The following is a 14,495-nucleotide window of genomic DNA, read 5'->3' on the forward strand; positions in this document are numbered from 1 at the left end:
TTAGGCTTCTTCGTGACCGGCAAAGTAAGCAATTACATGTTCTTTCAGAAAGGTTTCCTGTTCCATCATTTCCATTTTCGGAACGGGTTGTAACTCTTTGAAATGCGGCCATCCGTCTTCGTCGTAGCCATCCAGCTCAAAGTAGCCGCTCTGGCTCAGCAGCGTACATACTGCCACATGCATCAGATCCTGCTTCTGTTCTTTGGTATATTTCTTCTTTAAATTATTTATTTCATTTACGCCGATAAGGAAAAGAATGGCTTCCATATTGGGCTTTTTACCAAATCTTTCGGTAAGCATATCTTCTACCGGTTTCCAGCGCTTCTCAAAATCTTCCATATTACTGTTGCTTTTAAATTGTTGGCTTTTTGCCAGGAGCTTATTCTCCGCAAAGGTACGTTATAGGGAAAAATATTATATAAATATGCAGGGCTTTATTAATTTAGGCAGCGCCATAGAATGATTATTTGCCGGAAATGAGCCATAGTGGCAAGTTTAACAGCATTTTAACGGCCCATTCACATAGTGATAAGTTTTATTTGACCAGAGAATGTTTATTTTAGCACACCTGAAAAATTATTAGCATGGAAAATACATCGTCCGACATCCGGCAACTGAATGAGAAGATTCACCAGGCAAGCGCCTTCGTGGACCTGCTCACAATGGAGTTAGGTAAAGTAATTGTTGGCCAGCGTTATATGGTGGAGAGACTGCTCATCGGTTTGCTGGCCCAGGGCCACGTACTGCTGGAAGGCGTACCCGGTCTGGCAAAAACATTGTCTATCAAGTCCCTGTCCTCCGCTATCAACGCGAAATTCAGCCGTATCCAGTTTACGCCTGACCTGTTGCCTGCGGATGTGATAGGTACCATGATCTATAACCAGCAGAAGAATGAATTTGTAGTACGCAGAGGCCCCATCTTCGCCAACTTTATCCTGGCGGATGAAATCAACCGCGCCCCGGCAAAAGTACAGAGCGCCCTGCTGGAAGCCATGCAGGAAAGACAGATCACCATCGGCGATACTACCTTTAAACTGGACGAGCCCTTCCTGGTACTGGCTACCCAGAACCCGATTGAGCAGGAAGGTACCTACACCCTGCCCGAAGCACAGGTAGACCGTTTCATGCTCAAAGTAGTGATTGGTTATCCTACCAAGGAAGAAGAAAAACAGATCATCCGTCAAAACCTGAACCCGGAACTCTCAGCTCCTATCCGTCCCATTATCCAGCCTTCCGATATCCTCGAAGCGCGTAAACTGGTAAGGGAAGTGTATATGGATGAGAAGATCGAAAAATATATCCTCGATATCGTTTTTGCCACCCGTAATCCGGAAGAATATAAACTCAATAAACTGAAACCGCTCATCGCATACGGCGGTTCGCCAAGAGCCAGCATCAACCTGGCCTGGGCTGCCAAAGCCTACGCTTTCATGAAGCGTCGCGGCTATGTGATTCCGGAAGATGTACGTAATATATGCTTCGACGTTATGCGTCACCGCGTAGGTTTAACCTATGAGGCAGAAGCAGAAAATGTTACCAGCGAAAATATCCTGAGTGAAATACTGAACGCAGTAGAAGTACCATAGCAGCTGAAAGCTGCCGGGCATTTATTCGTAAATCACAACTCAAAAATTTTCCCATTGGATACGGCTGAAATATTAAAAAAGGTAAGGCAGATAGAGATTAAGACGAAAGGGCTTACCAACCACATATTTGCGGGGGAATACCATAGCGCCTTCAAAGGCCGGGGTATGTCGTTCAGCGAAGTAAGGGATTATCAGTTTGGTGATGATGTGAGGTCTATCGACTGGAATGTAACAGCACGGTTCAACCATCCTTTTGTAAAGGTTTTTGAAGAAGAAAGAGAACTTACCGTGATGCTGCTGGTGGATATGAGCGAAAGCTCTTCCTTCGGTACCAAGAAGCAGGATAAACGTGACCTGATCACGGAACTGTGCGCTGTACTCGCTTTCGCTGCCATCAAAAATAATGATAAGGTGGGCGTTATCTTTTTCAGCGATGGGATGGAAAAATATATCCCCCCTAAAAAAGGTAAATCACATATTCTTTTCATCATCCGTGAACTACTATCATTTACGCCTAAACGAAAAGGAACTAATATAAAAGAAACCCTGCGTTTCTTTAACAATGCCACCAAAAAACGTAGCATCGTTTTTATGCTAAGCGATTTCTTATCCGGAAATTACCAGGACGCACTGAACATCGCCGCAAAACGGCATGATGTAGTAGGAGTGCAGGTATACGACCAGCGGGATAAAGACCTGCCGCCGGTAGGACTGATCCAGGTAGCAGACGCTGAAACGGGCGCTACGCAATGGGTTGATACCAACGACCGCCGCGTACGCCAGTATTATGAACAGCAATTCCTGCAGCATTCACAATATTGCAAAAATGCGTTTATGAAAAGTGGCGCAGAATTAGTGAGCGTACGTACCGACGAGGACTATGTGAAAGCGTTACAAACATTTTTCCTGAACAGGGCATAAGATTTAAAGGAGAGCAAATTAAACATGTATAAACAACAAGTGATAAGGCGTCTGTTTTTATGTTGCATACTGGGGTTGTTATTTCCTTTCTCCCTGCTGGCACAGCAGGCTGTGGATGTAACCGCCAAAGCAGATACCAATAGTATCAGGATCGGTGAGCAGATAAAACTGCAGCTTACCGCTACGCTGACAGCGCAACAGTTTAAGGACGCTAACTTTAAAGTGCTCTTCCCGGTATTACCCGATTCACTGGATCATTTTGAGGTGGTAACCCGCTCCAATCTTGATACCGTGGTAAACCAGGATCAGCGCATTCTTCACCAGACTTTTACCCTTACCAGTTTTGACTCCGGCCATTGGGAAATTCCTCCCATGCGTTTTGAAGTTTTCAGCGGCGCCAATGCTGCCCCCGATTCTGCTGTGACGCTGCCTATCGGTATTGATGTAAACACCGTAGCAGTAGATACCACCAAAGCATTCAAACCAATTAAAGAAATAAAAGGCGTCGCCTGGAGCATCTGGGACTACTGGTTGTATATCGTTATAGGCGCCGCAGCTGTGCTCATCATCGGCGGACTCATATGGTATCTCCGTACCCGTAAAAAAACGCCGCCGGTTATACAAACACCTACCGTTTCCCCTTACGAAATTGCGGTACAGGAGCTGAAAGCGCTGAAGGAAGAAAAGGTATGGCAACAGGGCGATATTAAACAATACTATACCCGGTTAACGGATATCCTGCGTACCTACTTCGAGCATCAGTTCAGTATTGCTGCACTGGAGCAAACCAGTGAGGAATTACTGCAGAATATCAAGCCGGTGACTAAGCTGAACCAGCAAAGGGACAAACTGCGTTCGCTGTTGGCGATTGCGGATCTGGCAAAGTTTGCCAAATTGCAACCAACAGCAGATGAACATGAAGAATGTATGCGGAAGGCCGAAGAAATCCTGGAGTGGACCAAACCAAAAGCAGGTCCGGCTGAGGATACCGGTACCGATGCTACCCTCGAAAAAGCATAAAGTCAGCATGGATCTTAATTAAAAATTGATGGATTTTTCAACCTGGAAAAATATTGAATTTGCCTACCCGGTTTTCCTGTGGCTCCTGCTGCTGGTACCGGTGTTGATATACTGGTACTTTGCGCGGCGCAGGGGCCGGCAAAGTGTAATGATGGTATCTTCCATTGAAGGTTTGAAAGGACTGCCGGTATCCTGGAAAGTACGTTTCAGACCCCTGTTACTGGTGCTGCGTATCCTGGCGGTAGTTGCACTCATTGTAGCGCTGGCAAGACCACAAACTTCCAACACCTCTGAAAGCATCGACAGTGAAGGTATCGACATTGTAATGGCCATAGATATCTCCGGCAGTATGCTGGCGGAAGATCTGCAGCCCAACCGTATGGAGGCAGCGAAGAAAGTGGCCTCCGACTTCGTGGATAAACGCATCAGCGATCGTATAGGACTGGTGGTATTTTCTGGCGAAAGCTTTACACAATGTCCTATCACTACGGATCATGCGGTGCTGAAAAACCAGATCATGCAGGTGAAAAGCGGCATGTTGCAGGATGGTACCGCCATCGGTATGGGGCTCGCTACTTCGGTAGACCGCTTGCGTAACAGTCATGCTAAAAGTAAAGTGATCATCCTCCTCACAGATGGGGTGAATAATACCGGTCTCGTAGATCCGCTCACCGCGCTCGAAATCGCCAAGGCATTTAAGATCCGGGTGTACACTATTGGTGTGGGTACTATTGGTAAAGCGCCGTTTCCTATGCCCATGTCTGATGGCAGCGTGCAAATGGTGATGCAGGATGTGCAGATCGACGAACCACTGATGAAAAAGATTTCAAAAGAAACCGGTGGTAAATACTTCCGGGCCACCAATACAAACGATCTGAAGAGCATCTACAGTGAAATTGACCAGCTGGAAAAAACAAAGGTGGAAATCACTTCCTATAAACGTTTTGCAGAACACTTCTTCCTGCTGGCAATGATTGCCTTAGGCTGCATCCTGCTGGAAACCGTGTTGCGGTATACGCTTTTCAAGAGCCTGCCATAGCGCGCCTTCGGCGCTGGAAATTGTCTTGGAGCAGGATTACGCTGATTTTACTGATTACACTGATTTGATTATGTTTTGATTTTATTTTTTTGATTTTATAAAGATTTAAGGGAGATAAGAGCGATAAGAGCGAATATACCCGCTTCTATCTCCCTTAAATCTTTATAAAATCAAAAAAGTAAAAATCAAGCTAATCAGTAAAATCAGCGTAATCAGCGCTCCAAGACAATTTCCAGCGCCGAAGGCGCTCCCCCATAAAACAAAATTCGCTTACCTTTGGAGATCTTATGCAAGCAACAGTATATAAATCAACGGGAAGCTGGTATGTGGTTAAAACGGCCAGTGGTGAAACATTCCAGGCGAGGATGAAAGGTATCTTCAAAAAGAATGAAGATATTACTTCTACTAATCCTATCGCTGTGGGCGATGTAGTGGAAATTGTGGAAGATGATAGTGATGCCAACGCCAAAAATGCCATGATAACGGAAATAGGCCCCCGGAAGAATTATATAGTACGCAGTTCCCCTCATGGTAAAAATAAAAAACATATTGTAGCCGCTAATATGGATCAGGCGATGCTGGTGTGTACCGTAAAGGAACCACGCACTTCGCAGGGCTTTATTGACCGTTTCCTGGTTACGGCAGCAGCTTATCATATCCCGGTGATACTTGTTTTCAACAAGCAGGATATTTATAAAGAGAAGGAAAACGAAAAATTTGAGGAACTGGAAGAGCTGTACAGCAGTATCGGCTACCAGGTATTACTGATCTCGGCAGCGAACGGTAACGGAGTGGATACGGTAAGGGCGCAGCTGAAAGACAAAACCACTTTAATGGCGGGGCACTCAGGGGTGGGCAAATCTTCCCTGATCAATGTACTGATGCCCGGTCTCGATCTGCGGACCAAAGCAGTGAGCGGCTGGAGTGGCAAGGGATTGCACACCACTACTTCTGCTGAAATGTACGACCTGCCTTTTGGCGGTTGTTTGATAGATACCCCCGGCGTCAGGGAATTTGGGATCGTGGATATTCCAAAGCCGGAACTCTCCCACTATTTCCTTGAAATGCAACCTTATATTGCCCAATGCCAGTTTAACAACTGTTTACATATCAATGAGCCCGGCTGTGCGGTGAAAGTAGCCGTGGAAGAAGGGCATATTGATGTAGACAGGTATGTGAGCTATGCTACCATCCTGGAAACCATTGAGGAAGAACAATACTGATCAGCCTTTTCTGGGTTTACCTAATTCGTCCAGCACTTTTTCTGCTCCCCAGTTCCGTTTGGGTTGCGGGCAGCCTTTTTTTTGTGTTCTGCAGGCAGTAAAGCACATGATAATGGCCACCAGGGCCAGTGGGATAACTTTGCGCATAGGATAGGTTTAAAACAGCCGCATTTGTTTGCCAGCCTTACGGTTTTGTTGCTTTATATCTTTGGTGTAGTAGTTGGAAGCAGGGCATCCTGTTTTCTGCGATGAACAGCTGGCAAACAGGATGCTTCCCAATGTCAGCAGGCATATGAGTATTTTCATAGGAGGGTATTTACCTGCAATATAACATTTTTTTGTAAGATGATTACTAAGGTACTTTTACTTCCTCTGCGTTCTGGTACCAGGAAGCGTACATGCTGTAGTTTTTTGAAATGCGGTTGATTTCCCCGCTGATGAGGGCCATATCAATATCTTTTACTTTGCGGGCGGGTACACCAGCGTAAATGGTACCGGGTTCCACATGCGTGTCGCTCAGTACAACGGCGCCGGCAGCAATGATGCTGTTGCTGCTTACACGGGCATTGTCCATAACAATGGCGCCCATGCCTACCAGCACATTATCCTCAATGGTACAGCCATGCAGAATGGCATTATGGCCTATAGACACATTATTGCCTACAATCGTTTTGGTTTTCTGATAAGTACAGTGAATCACTGCACCATCCTGTACGTTCACATTTTCGCCGAGGCGGATGCTGTTTACATCACCGCGAACAACAGCGTTGAACCATATCGTGCAACCTTTACCCATTACTACATCCCCTACTATGGTAGCATTGGGGGCAATGTAACAGTCTTCAGGAATTTGAGGAGTAACTCCGTTCAGTGGAATAATGTGCGCCATAATTAAATGTTTTAGTGCTTATGTTACAAATATAACAATTACTAATTAGCAGTTGTTTTCTAACTTCGCAAAGAACAGAGCAGTTAGTGATATGAATAACAGGCAACTTTTTTTGCAGCACGTAGCGCAAACCTCCGATGCTCCTCTGGCATTGGAGATTGTGAAAGCGGAAGGCATGTATATGTGGGATGTAAACGGGAAAAGGTATCTCGACCTGATTGCCGGTATCAGTGTATGTAACGTAGGGCACTGCCATCCTGCTGTAGTAAAGGCCATACAGGAACAGGCGCAGCAATATATGCACCTGCTGGTGTATGGCGAGTTCGTACAATCGCCGCAGGTGGCCTTTGCCAGCCTGCTCACCCAGCATCTTCCGGAACAGTTAAACTGCGTATATTTTACCAATTCAGGAGCCGAAGCCGTGGAAGGCGCCATGAAACTGGCCAAACGGTATACCGGCCGGACGGAAATTGCCGCTTTTAACCGTAGTTATCATGGATCTACACAAGGAGCGCTGAGCATCCTTGGCGATGAATACTGGCGCAATGCCTACCGGCCTTTATTGCCGGGTATCCAACACCTGGAGTATAATAACTTTGCGTCGCTGGAGCTGATCACCGGAAATACCGCCGCGGTGATCGCAGAAAGTGTGCAGGCAGAAGGCGGCGTAATAGTGCCACAACGGGAATGGCTACACGCGCTGCGCGAAAAATGTTCGGCTACCGGCGCCTTGCTGATACTGGATGAAATTCAGTGTGGTTTTGGGAGAAACGGTACGCTGTGGGCTTTCGAACAATTTGGTATTGTGCCCGATGTATTACTGCTTGGTAAAGCACTCGGCGGAGGCATGCCATTAGGCGCCTTCATCGCCTCCCGCGACATCATGTGGACATTGACCAACAGCCCTGTATTAGGCCATATCACTACCTTTGGGGGCCACCCTGTAAATTGCGCCGCAGGCCGTGCAGGCTTCCAGGCCTTGCTGGACCAGGATCTGTTGAAAGAAGTGAATGCAAAAGGTCAGCTGTTCCTGGAGCACCTGAAACATCCGGCTATTAAATCGGTACGCTCATTAGGATTAATGATCGCGGTGGAGTTTGAAAATTTCCCGGTAAATAAAAAGGTAATTGATTATTGCATCGATAAAGGAGTGCTCACCGACTGGTTCCTCTTTGCCGCAGAATGTATGCGCATCGTGCCTCCCCTGATCATTACGCCCGAAGAAATAAAATGGGCCTGCAGTGTTATCTGCGAAGCAGCCGATCATATTTAATGATAGATTAATTCAGGAATTCAGCCGGCTTAAAGAAAGGGTAACGCGTTTGGCAAACAGCTCTATCGCATCGTTGCCGAGGAAAGACAAATAGTAATAGTATTTGCCTTGTGCGGTTATTTCGTGAAGGTTGTTATTGAACTTAAATCTTCCCCGATAAAACTGATCAAGGGTACTGCTATCCGCTGTTCTTTCGGGGTGAAAAGATAAATTGGTGATAGTTGCCTGGTGGAACTCTGCAACAATTTTAAAATCATCGTTTGTAAATCTCAACTGTAGCAGCTTTTCTGTTGAGTCCAGCTGTATTTTTATACATTGATAGTCATTATGCAGATCATAGTAACTACCATCTATTTCTCCCTGCATGATGCATTCAAATAACGGGGTATGTGTTACATCTTTCATGAGCAGCAGATTAAAACTGTAATTTGAAGCTACCGAATACGCCAAAACGCTTGTTGGCAGGTTCTCCCGGCGTTACATCCGGTGTTACTCTCCAGATAAAATCTACCCGCAGGAATTTAAAAATATTTTCTATGCCCGTACCCAGTTCGAGGTAGGGATTACCTTGTAATGTTTTGAATGCAAAGCCGTTGTTGAGGTTCAGTTGTTTGTTGGATTCCGATAAGGAACCTATTACGCCTTTGGCGGTCCAGAACTGGCGCCATTTCAGTTTTTTAATCAGTGGAATATAACCGAAGATACCATTACCAATGGTATGCTCTACGTTAAAGCCTGCGTATTGATCACTGATAAACTCAAAGCGGTTCATCATGTTGAAAGCATACTTATTGTAGTAGTAAATTTCGTTACCGGGATGTACTTCAAGCGAAGTATAAGGCACCGTACCAAAAATTTTACCGCCAAAAACATTATAGTAAAAAGAACCGAAAGGCGGCAGTTTTACATAATCTGATACGCTGAGTGAAAGGCGTTGATATTTTTGTCCGCTGTTGGCTACGCCTGGTACACCAGCAGCAAATTTCAGTTCTGCAATGGGGTATTTGCTACCCAGGCTGATCCTGTAATAATTCCCTTCCAGGAATTGTTCGTGGAAAGCATAGCGGAATTTCAGTTCTACCTCCATGCTGGTCAGCGGATCGCGACCGTCGGGCGCTTTCGGATAAAACGCAGTGGTTGGAAGCGGTTCAAATGGTCTCACCTGTTTGTGTGTGAGTGATATCTGGTGGGAAAAACCGCTGTAGTATTCTTTGAAGAATTCAAACCGTTTTTCATTCACCATTAAGAATTTCTGCGGTACGCCATTTTTCCGGATGGCGAGGGTAAAGATGTTATCCGTACCTACTTCATCATAGTAGTGGGTGCCATTGTCTAGATCTTTTGTAAAAGATGCATACAGATAGGTACGCGGATGTCTTTTCAGCAGCCATAGCGCCGACATTTTCCCCTTGTATACATGATCCGAGAAGCCATAGGCCAGGTAGCCATACAGGTACAGATCTTTATTGAACTGCGGGGTAGTACCGAGGTCCAGTCGTAAACGGAAACCTTCCAGCCTGTTTTGGGAAAACAGGTAATAGTAAGGTCCCCATTCAATAGGGCCAAAGGGCTTATAGCCGGTAGCGAGGAACCGGATCGTATTTGAATAGCTCCGGAAAAGCGGCATTTTCTGAAGGGTATCCACCATTTTGTAGATGCCTTCTTCATTTTTGCTGAGATTTTCCGGGCGGTTATCCATCCAGAAAGAATCCTTCCGCGCTCTTGCGCTATCCAGCACCATTACATTTTCCGGATATTTTTTATCACTGAAGATGTTGGTAGCAGCGGTATCATTCGTAATTACGTCATCATAAGTCGTGGTTTTACGGCCTATGAAGTCAAACGTTTTCCCCGGCTTAGGGCTTGGCGCCCAGAAGTCGGCAATAAATTTATCTTTATACAGGAACCAGGAGCTATCGGGTAATTGCCGGAATTCCTGTACCATACTGATTTTGCGGACGAAGTTGATGTTGGCGTCCCGGGGTACCGACAGCGTAGTTTTTTGTACGGCGTAAGTGGTATCATGTACCCAGATATCACCAATAAAAGTATTTTCTCCTTTGCGTTTAGGCGTGAAGTTTAGTTTAATAAACCGCTGGCTGTTGACGTATTGTGTATCTGCAATGGAGTAATCGTAGTAGAAGGCGCCGTTGTGGTGAATGGGACTTACAAACAGTTTATCGAATACCGGGATGAAGTTGTCGTATACATTTACATTCTGGTACATCCCTCCCAGGAATTTGGTCACGCTTTCATTATCTATCCCCGACGTTCGGGCGGCCTTGATGATTTCTTTTGTTTTGCGGGGGCTCGACTGGAAATAATAATCCGATAATGTTTCCGTGAGGAAAATGGGTAGGAAAGGTTTGTCTTCAGAAGTACTGTCTATGTTATCAAGAATAAACGCAAACGGTTTGGTGAAGCGGTTTTTGCCGAGTTTCTCTTTGTTGAGATTCTTCATATCCAGCTCCAGCTTATTATATACCTCGTATTTGTAGTTATCGAGGCGATTATAATTATTCTCCGGTTTATGTTTAACGATTTGTTTCAGGAGAATGAGTGCCCAGTTTACGTTGGCTTTCACCTCGTATGTTTTCAGGGAAACATCTGAGCGGGTTACCTCAAAGTTGATGACCTGTTCTTTCTGATCTTTGTTAACCGGCAATTTAAGGATGTTATATCCCATTACCCTGACCAGCAATGAATCTGATGGGATAACATTTAGTTCGAAGAGGTATTTCCCTTCCGCGTTGCTAACCATACCTGTTTGGGTACGCACAAACTGAAGAGTGGCGAACGGAATGATTTCCTGTGAGTGCGCGTCTCTAACCACTCCACTAACCTTGTACTGCTGCGCCATCAAACCCGAACCCCAGCCGCTTACGCCGATGATTATTGCTAATATTCTTTTCCAGCCAACCATATCTGACAACAATATTATATCATTTATTGCGATTCTGGACAGTCAGTATCCTATAGGTAACGCAGTTATAACAAAAAATTATATTTTGTGATTCGGATTTTTCTATTAGCTTTGTATTGCAAAGTACTTTTTTGTATGACAGACCAACAACATCTGCAGGCATTAACAGACATTAAGCGAATGATGGAACGCAGCAGCCGTTTCATTTCGCTGAGTGGATTAAGCGGTATCTCCGCCGGTATCTGTGGCCTGATCGGCGCATTTATTGCCAATATGTGGCTGAATGAATATTATTTCAGGTGGAACACTACCGGTGTACATAGTCATTCAGATTTCATAGTGCTGAAGTACCGGTTAATTGTTTTGGGGTTTTCTGTGTTAGCGGCAGCGCTCATCGCCGGAACTTTTTTTACCTGGCGCAAGGCGAAGAAAAATAATTTACCGATCTGGGACTTAACGTCGCGGAAAGTGCTGATCAACACAGCGATTCCTTTGGCAGCGGGCGGCGCTTTTATAGCCGGGTTATTATTTAACCACCTGGAAGGACTGATAGCCCCTACCTGCCTGGTATTTTATGGGTTGGCCATCATCAATGCCAGTAAATATACTTTGCCCGATGTGAGGTACCTGGGAATCTGTGAAGTTGTTCTCGGTATACTTAATCTTTTCTATTTGAACGATGGTCTTTATTTTTGGGCTATAGGTTTCGGTTTACTGCACATCATTTATGGAGCGCTGATGTGGTGGAAATATGAACGGAAAGGGACAGTTTAATCAATCGCATGAACCCGATAGGTAACTTAAATAAGATTTTCGAGAGCCGTATACGCCTGGGCGTTATGAGTGTATTAATGGTGAACGAGGAAGTAAATTTCAACGATCTCAAACAGATGCTGGAAGTAACCGATGGTAACCTGGCATCGCATCTCAATACACTCGAAGAGAACGGGTATCTCAAAGTGCATAAGGGCTTTATTGGCAGGAAAACCAATACTACCTATGCCATTACCGCGGCTGGCGAAAAAGCTTTTAAAGGCCATATCGCGGCGCTTGAGCATATGATCAAATTCACTAAATAAATTTTTTTTGTCTTTTTACTTTGAAATACAAAGTACTTTTAAAAATAAAAAAATATGGAACCTTCAACAAACGGATCTCCTTCTTTTTTTGACCGCTACGCCTACGCTATTAAAGCGATCATCATTTTTGTATTGATGCTGGTACTGCTTGTGCCGGCGGCCTTGATTCAAAACATCATCTGGGAACGCCGCGACCGGCAAAACGAAGCCACCCAGGAAATCAGCAGCCGCTGGGGAGGCGAACAGAATATTACAGGACCAGTGCTGGCCATTCCGTATAAAGCCGGAACCGACGAAGCAACCTATGTGTATCTCCTGCCGGATAGTTTACGGATCAACGGAGAGCTGTTGCCCGAAAAACTGCACCGCGGTATTTTCAATGTAGCCGTGTACAATGCCAGGTTGCAGCTGAGCGGCACTTTTAACCGCAATGAGCTGTTGTCGCTTAATATCCCTCCTTCCGCCTTAGATTGGGAACATGCGTCAGTACTCATTGGCATCAGCGATTTGCGCGGCATTGGCAACCAGGTGCAGATGATGTGGAATGGTAAATCCTATTTATTTAACCCCGGTTTGGTCAGCAAGGACCTGTTTGATAATGGTATCCAAACCCCGGTATCGGTTGTCCCCGGCGACGCCGGCGCCCTGGGCGGTAACTTCTCCCTGGAGCTGGGCATAAAAGGCTCCGGACGGATCAGTTTCTCTCCCATTGGTAAAACAACCATGGTAGGCATCAATTCCAGCTGGACTGATCCCGCATTCGATGAAGCGTTCCCGCCGAAAACCCGCCGGGTGGACGATAAAGGCTTTGCCGCTACCTGGCAGATACAACACCTGAACCGCAACTATCCGCAAAGCTGGGAAGGCAAGAAATTTGACATCCATTCCGCCGATTTCGGGATTAAGTTATTCATGCCTGCCGAAAGCTACCAGATGTCTATGCGGGCGGTAAAGTATGCCGTCATGATCATTGGGTTAACTTTTTTTGTCTTTTATTTTATTGAGCTATCACAACGCCGCGCCCTTCATCCATTGCAATATGCCCTCATCGGGTTAGCCCTCTGTATTTTTTATACCCTGCTCATCTCTATTTCAGAACAAATTAACTTTACTATGGCTTATCTTATTGCCAGTGTGCTCACAATAGGTCTGATTATTGCATATACGGCTGCTGCCTTTAAAAGCGGCCGCATTGCAGCCGGCATCGGGGCTACGCTTGCCATCCTTTACGGATTCATTTACGTGATTATCAGTGCAGAAGATCAGGCACTGCTGATGGGAAGCTTAGGACTCTTTATCATCCTCGCCCTGATCATGTATTTCAGCACCACCATTAAATGGGATAAGTTAGGACAGAAAAACACCAATATCCAGCAATAAAAACAAACATGGGAAACTCTTATATCAGCAAACGGTTGGCCAGCTTCGGATACGCATTCAGTGGTATTGCCGCTTTCCTGCGCAGTGAGCCACATGCGCGTATTCACGCCTTCGCTACCATCGTGGTAGTGGCAGCCGGTTGCTGGTATAAAATAGCAACGCCGGAATGGATTTGGATCATCCTCGCCATTACATTGGTGTGGATTACAGAAATGCTTAATACAGTTATAGAAAAAATAATGGATCATCTTTCGCCACAGCTGCATCCAAAAGTGAAGTTCATCAAGGATGTAGCGGCCGGCGCTGTACTGATAGCGGCTGTAGCAGCCGTTATTATCGGGGCTGTCGTATTTATTCCCTACATTTTAATTTGACTAAAAGTAACCATATGCAATTGATGAGAACCATTCGTTTATTACAACACCGTATAGGCCGCTCCCGGCACCAATACACCCTGTATACATCTGTACTGTTCAGTATGGCGTTGCTTCTTTGTCGTGTAGTTCATACCGGCAGCTATCTGCGGGTATCGCTGATCTGGAACCTTTTCCTGGCCTTCATTCCTTTCGCTATCACCGGCTGGATGGAAAAGCACCCGGAACAAATCAAAAACCGGTATAACTGGTACGGCTGCTTCATCGTATGGCTGCTGTTTATTCCCAACGCCCCCTACATCCTTACGGACCTGTTCCATTTATTTGATGGCGGCGTGCCCTTGTGGTTTGATCTGTTTGTGATTTTCTCCTTCGCCTGGAACGGCATGATGTTCGGGTATATGTCTATCCGCAGCATGGAGAAATTGTGGAGCAACCGGCATAGCCGCTGGCCCGCATGGTTATTTACTTTCCCGGTGATGTTCCTCTGCGGAATGGGCGTGTATATAGGCCGGTACCTGCGTTACAACAGCTGGGATATTATAAAAGATCCGCTTACGCTGCTGGGAGATATGAGAGACATTTTCCTGCATCCCGTGGAAAACAGGCATGCCTGGGCTTTTACCATCTGTATGGGAATATTCCTGAGCTTAATGTACCCGCTGGTGAAAAAGCAACATGCGTAGGATCGCCTTCGGCGATGGAAATTGTCTTGGAGCACTGATTACGCTGATTATACTGATTTTTTTGATTGATATGATTTTTATAAATGAAGAAGGGAGATATAA

At 45.6% G+C, this 14,495-nt stretch carries 17 protein-coding genes; 11 read left to right on the forward strand and 6 right to left on the reverse strand.

What is annotated here, in order from left to right; genetic code table 11:
* Complete coding sequence (locus AB6805_RS09555; RefSeq protein WP_370909202.1) at positions 1 to 339, reverse strand: hypothetical protein; 339 nt, start codon at positions 337 to 339, stop codon at positions 1 to 3.
* A gap of 287 nt (positions 340 to 626) precedes the next feature.
* Between AB6805_RS09555 and AB6805_RS09560 the strand changes: the two genes are divergently transcribed.
* The 5 genes from AB6805_RS09560 (at position 627) to rsgA (ending at position 5,789) form a co-directional block, all read left to right on the forward strand.
* A complete protein-coding gene (locus tag AB6805_RS09560) occupies positions 627 to 1,586 on the forward strand; it encodes an AAA family ATPase (protein ID WP_370909248.1) in 960 nt (319 codons plus the stop codon).
* Positions 1,587 to 1,640: 54 nt separating this feature from the next.
* The gene (locus AB6805_RS09565) at positions 1,641 to 2,507 is read left to right on the forward strand and encodes a DUF58 domain-containing protein (RefSeq protein ID WP_370909203.1); all 867 of its coding nucleotides are present in this window, start codon (positions 1,641 to 1,643) and stop codon (positions 2,505 to 2,507) included.
* Positions 2,508 to 2,531: 24 nt separating this feature from the next.
* A complete protein-coding gene (locus AB6805_RS09570; RefSeq protein WP_370909204.1) occupies positions 2,532 to 3,527 on the forward strand; it encodes a hypothetical protein in 996 nt (331 codons plus the stop codon).
* A 28-nt stretch (positions 3,528 to 3,555) separates the two neighbouring features.
* A complete protein-coding gene (locus AB6805_RS09575; RefSeq protein ID WP_370909205.1) occupies positions 3,556 to 4,566 on the forward strand; it encodes a VWA domain-containing protein in 1,011 nt (336 codons plus the stop codon).
* Between the two features lie 287 nt (positions 4,567 to 4,853).
* Positions 4,854 to 5,789, forward strand: coding sequence for a ribosome small subunit-dependent GTPase A (rsgA, locus tag AB6805_RS09580; RefSeq protein WP_370909206.1), 936 nt, complete (start codon positions 4,854 to 4,856; stop codon positions 5,787 to 5,789).
* On the opposite strand, the gene AB6805_RS09585 is transcribed toward rsgA, so the two are convergent.
* Genes AB6805_RS09585 through AB6805_RS09595 form a run of 3 tightly spaced genes read right to left on the reverse strand, consistent with a single transcriptional unit; the run spans position 5,790 to position 6,678 of the window.
* Entirely contained in the window at positions 5,790 to 5,936 is a 147-nt protein-coding gene (locus tag AB6805_RS09585; protein ID WP_370909207.1) for a hypothetical protein, read from the reverse strand.
* Between the two features lie 9 nt (positions 5,937 to 5,945).
* A complete protein-coding gene (locus AB6805_RS09590; RefSeq protein WP_370909208.1) occupies positions 5,946 to 6,095 on the reverse strand; it encodes a hypothetical protein in 150 nt (49 codons plus the stop codon).
* 46 nt (positions 6,096 to 6,141) lie between these two features.
* A complete protein-coding gene (locus AB6805_RS09595) occupies positions 6,142 to 6,678 on the reverse strand; it encodes a gamma carbonic anhydrase family protein (RefSeq protein WP_370909209.1) in 537 nt (178 codons plus the stop codon).
* Between the two features lie 91 nt (positions 6,679 to 6,769).
* Here AB6805_RS09595 and AB6805_RS09600 point away from each other — a divergent pair, with 91 nt between their 5' ends.
* Positions 6,770 to 7,951 carry an aspartate aminotransferase family protein gene (locus tag AB6805_RS09600; RefSeq protein WP_370909210.1) on the forward strand — a complete coding sequence of 394 codons (1,182 nt, stop codon included), beginning with the start codon at positions 6,770 to 6,772 and terminating at the stop codon, positions 7,949 to 7,951.
* Between the two features lie 12 nt (positions 7,952 to 7,963).
* Here AB6805_RS09600 and AB6805_RS09605 read toward each other — a convergent pair whose 3' ends face one another.
* Together AB6805_RS09605 and AB6805_RS09610 are read right to left on the reverse strand one after the other, a co-directional pair.
* On the reverse strand, positions 7,964 to 8,356 hold the full coding sequence (locus tag AB6805_RS09605; protein ID WP_370909211.1) for a hypothetical protein: 393 nt from the start codon (positions 8,354 to 8,356) through the stop codon (positions 7,964 to 7,966).
* Between the two features lie 10 nt (positions 8,357 to 8,366).
* Entirely contained in the window at positions 8,367 to 10,874 is a 2,508-nt protein-coding gene (locus AB6805_RS09610) for a DUF5686 family protein (protein ID WP_370909212.1), read from the reverse strand.
* 135 nt (positions 10,875 to 11,009) lie between these two features.
* Between AB6805_RS09610 and AB6805_RS09615 the strand changes: the two genes are divergently transcribed.
* From AB6805_RS09615 to AB6805_RS09635, 5 genes are read left to right on the forward strand one after another with little or no spacing between them, the layout of a single operon-like run.
* On the forward strand, positions 11,010 to 11,648 hold the full coding sequence (locus AB6805_RS09615; protein ID WP_370909213.1) for a hypothetical protein: 639 nt from the start codon (positions 11,010 to 11,012) through the stop codon (positions 11,646 to 11,648).
* Positions 11,649 to 11,656: 8 nt separating this feature from the next.
* The gene (locus tag AB6805_RS09620) at positions 11,657 to 11,953 is read left to right on the forward strand and encodes a transcriptional regulator (RefSeq protein WP_079469850.1); all 297 of its coding nucleotides are present in this window, start codon (positions 11,657 to 11,659) and stop codon (positions 11,951 to 11,953) included.
* A gap of 54 nt (positions 11,954 to 12,007) precedes the next feature.
* A complete protein-coding gene (creD, locus tag AB6805_RS09625; RefSeq protein ID WP_370909214.1) occupies positions 12,008 to 13,333 on the forward strand; it encodes a cell envelope integrity protein CreD in 1,326 nt (441 codons plus the stop codon).
* A gap of 8 nt (positions 13,334 to 13,341) precedes the next feature.
* Positions 13,342 to 13,707, forward strand: coding sequence for a diacylglycerol kinase family protein (locus AB6805_RS09630; protein WP_370909215.1), 366 nt, complete (start codon positions 13,342 to 13,344; stop codon positions 13,705 to 13,707).
* A 14-nt stretch (positions 13,708 to 13,721) separates the two neighbouring features.
* The gene (locus tag AB6805_RS09635) at positions 13,722 to 14,393 is read left to right on the forward strand and encodes a DUF1361 domain-containing protein (protein WP_370909216.1); all 672 of its coding nucleotides are present in this window, start codon (positions 13,722 to 13,724) and stop codon (positions 14,391 to 14,393) included.
* Positions 14,394 to 14,495 lie beyond the last annotated feature (102 nt).

Source organism: Chitinophaga sp. RCC_12 (assembly GCF_041360695.1).
GTDB lineage: Bacteria > Bacteroidota > Bacteroidia > Chitinophagales > Chitinophagaceae > Chitinophaga.

Bases quoted from the DNA above. Each gene is read 5' to 3' on its own strand.
- AB6805_RS09555 (WP_370909202.1), bottom strand. From the start codon at position 339: ATGGAAGATTTTGAGAAGCGCTGGAAACCGGTAGAAGATATGCTTACC.
- AB6805_RS09570 (WP_370909204.1), top strand. From the start codon at position 2,532: ATGTATAAACAACAAGTGATAAGGCGTCTGTTTTTATGTTGCATACTG.
- AB6805_RS09575 (WP_370909205.1), top strand. From the start codon at position 3,556: ATGGATTTTTCAACCTGGAAAAATATTGAATTTGCCTACCCGGTTTTC.
- rsgA (WP_370909206.1), top strand. From the start codon at position 4,854: ATGCAAGCAACAGTATATAAATCAACGGGAAGCTGGTATGTGGTTAAA.
- AB6805_RS09585 (WP_370909207.1), bottom strand. From the start codon at position 5,936: ATGCGCAAAGTTATCCCACTGGCCCTGGTGGCCATTATCATGTGCTTT.
- AB6805_RS09590 (WP_370909208.1), bottom strand. From the start codon at position 6,095: ATGAAAATACTCATATGCCTGCTGACATTGGGAAGCATCCTGTTTGCC.
- AB6805_RS09595 (WP_370909209.1), bottom strand. From the start codon at position 6,678: ATGGCGCACATTATTCCACTGAACGGAGTTACTCCTCAAATTCCTGAA.
- AB6805_RS09600 (WP_370909210.1), top strand. From the start codon at position 6,770: ATGAATAACAGGCAACTTTTTTTGCAGCACGTAGCGCAAACCTCCGAT.
- AB6805_RS09605 (WP_370909211.1), bottom strand. From the start codon at position 8,356: ATGAAAGATGTAACACATACCCCGTTATTTGAATGCATCATGCAGGGA.
- AB6805_RS09610 (WP_370909212.1), bottom strand. From the start codon at position 10,874: ATGGTTGGCTGGAAAAGAATATTAGCAATAATCATCGGCGTAAGCGGC.
- AB6805_RS09615 (WP_370909213.1), top strand. From the start codon at position 11,010: ATGACAGACCAACAACATCTGCAGGCATTAACAGACATTAAGCGAATG.
- AB6805_RS09620 (WP_079469850.1), top strand. From the start codon at position 11,657: ATGAACCCGATAGGTAACTTAAATAAGATTTTCGAGAGCCGTATACGC.
- creD (WP_370909214.1), top strand. From the start codon at position 12,008: ATGGAACCTTCAACAAACGGATCTCCTTCTTTTTTTGACCGCTACGCC.
- AB6805_RS09630 (WP_370909215.1), top strand. From the start codon at position 13,342: ATGGGAAACTCTTATATCAGCAAACGGTTGGCCAGCTTCGGATACGCA.
- AB6805_RS09635 (WP_370909216.1), top strand. From the start codon at position 13,722: ATGCAATTGATGAGAACCATTCGTTTATTACAACACCGTATAGGCCGC.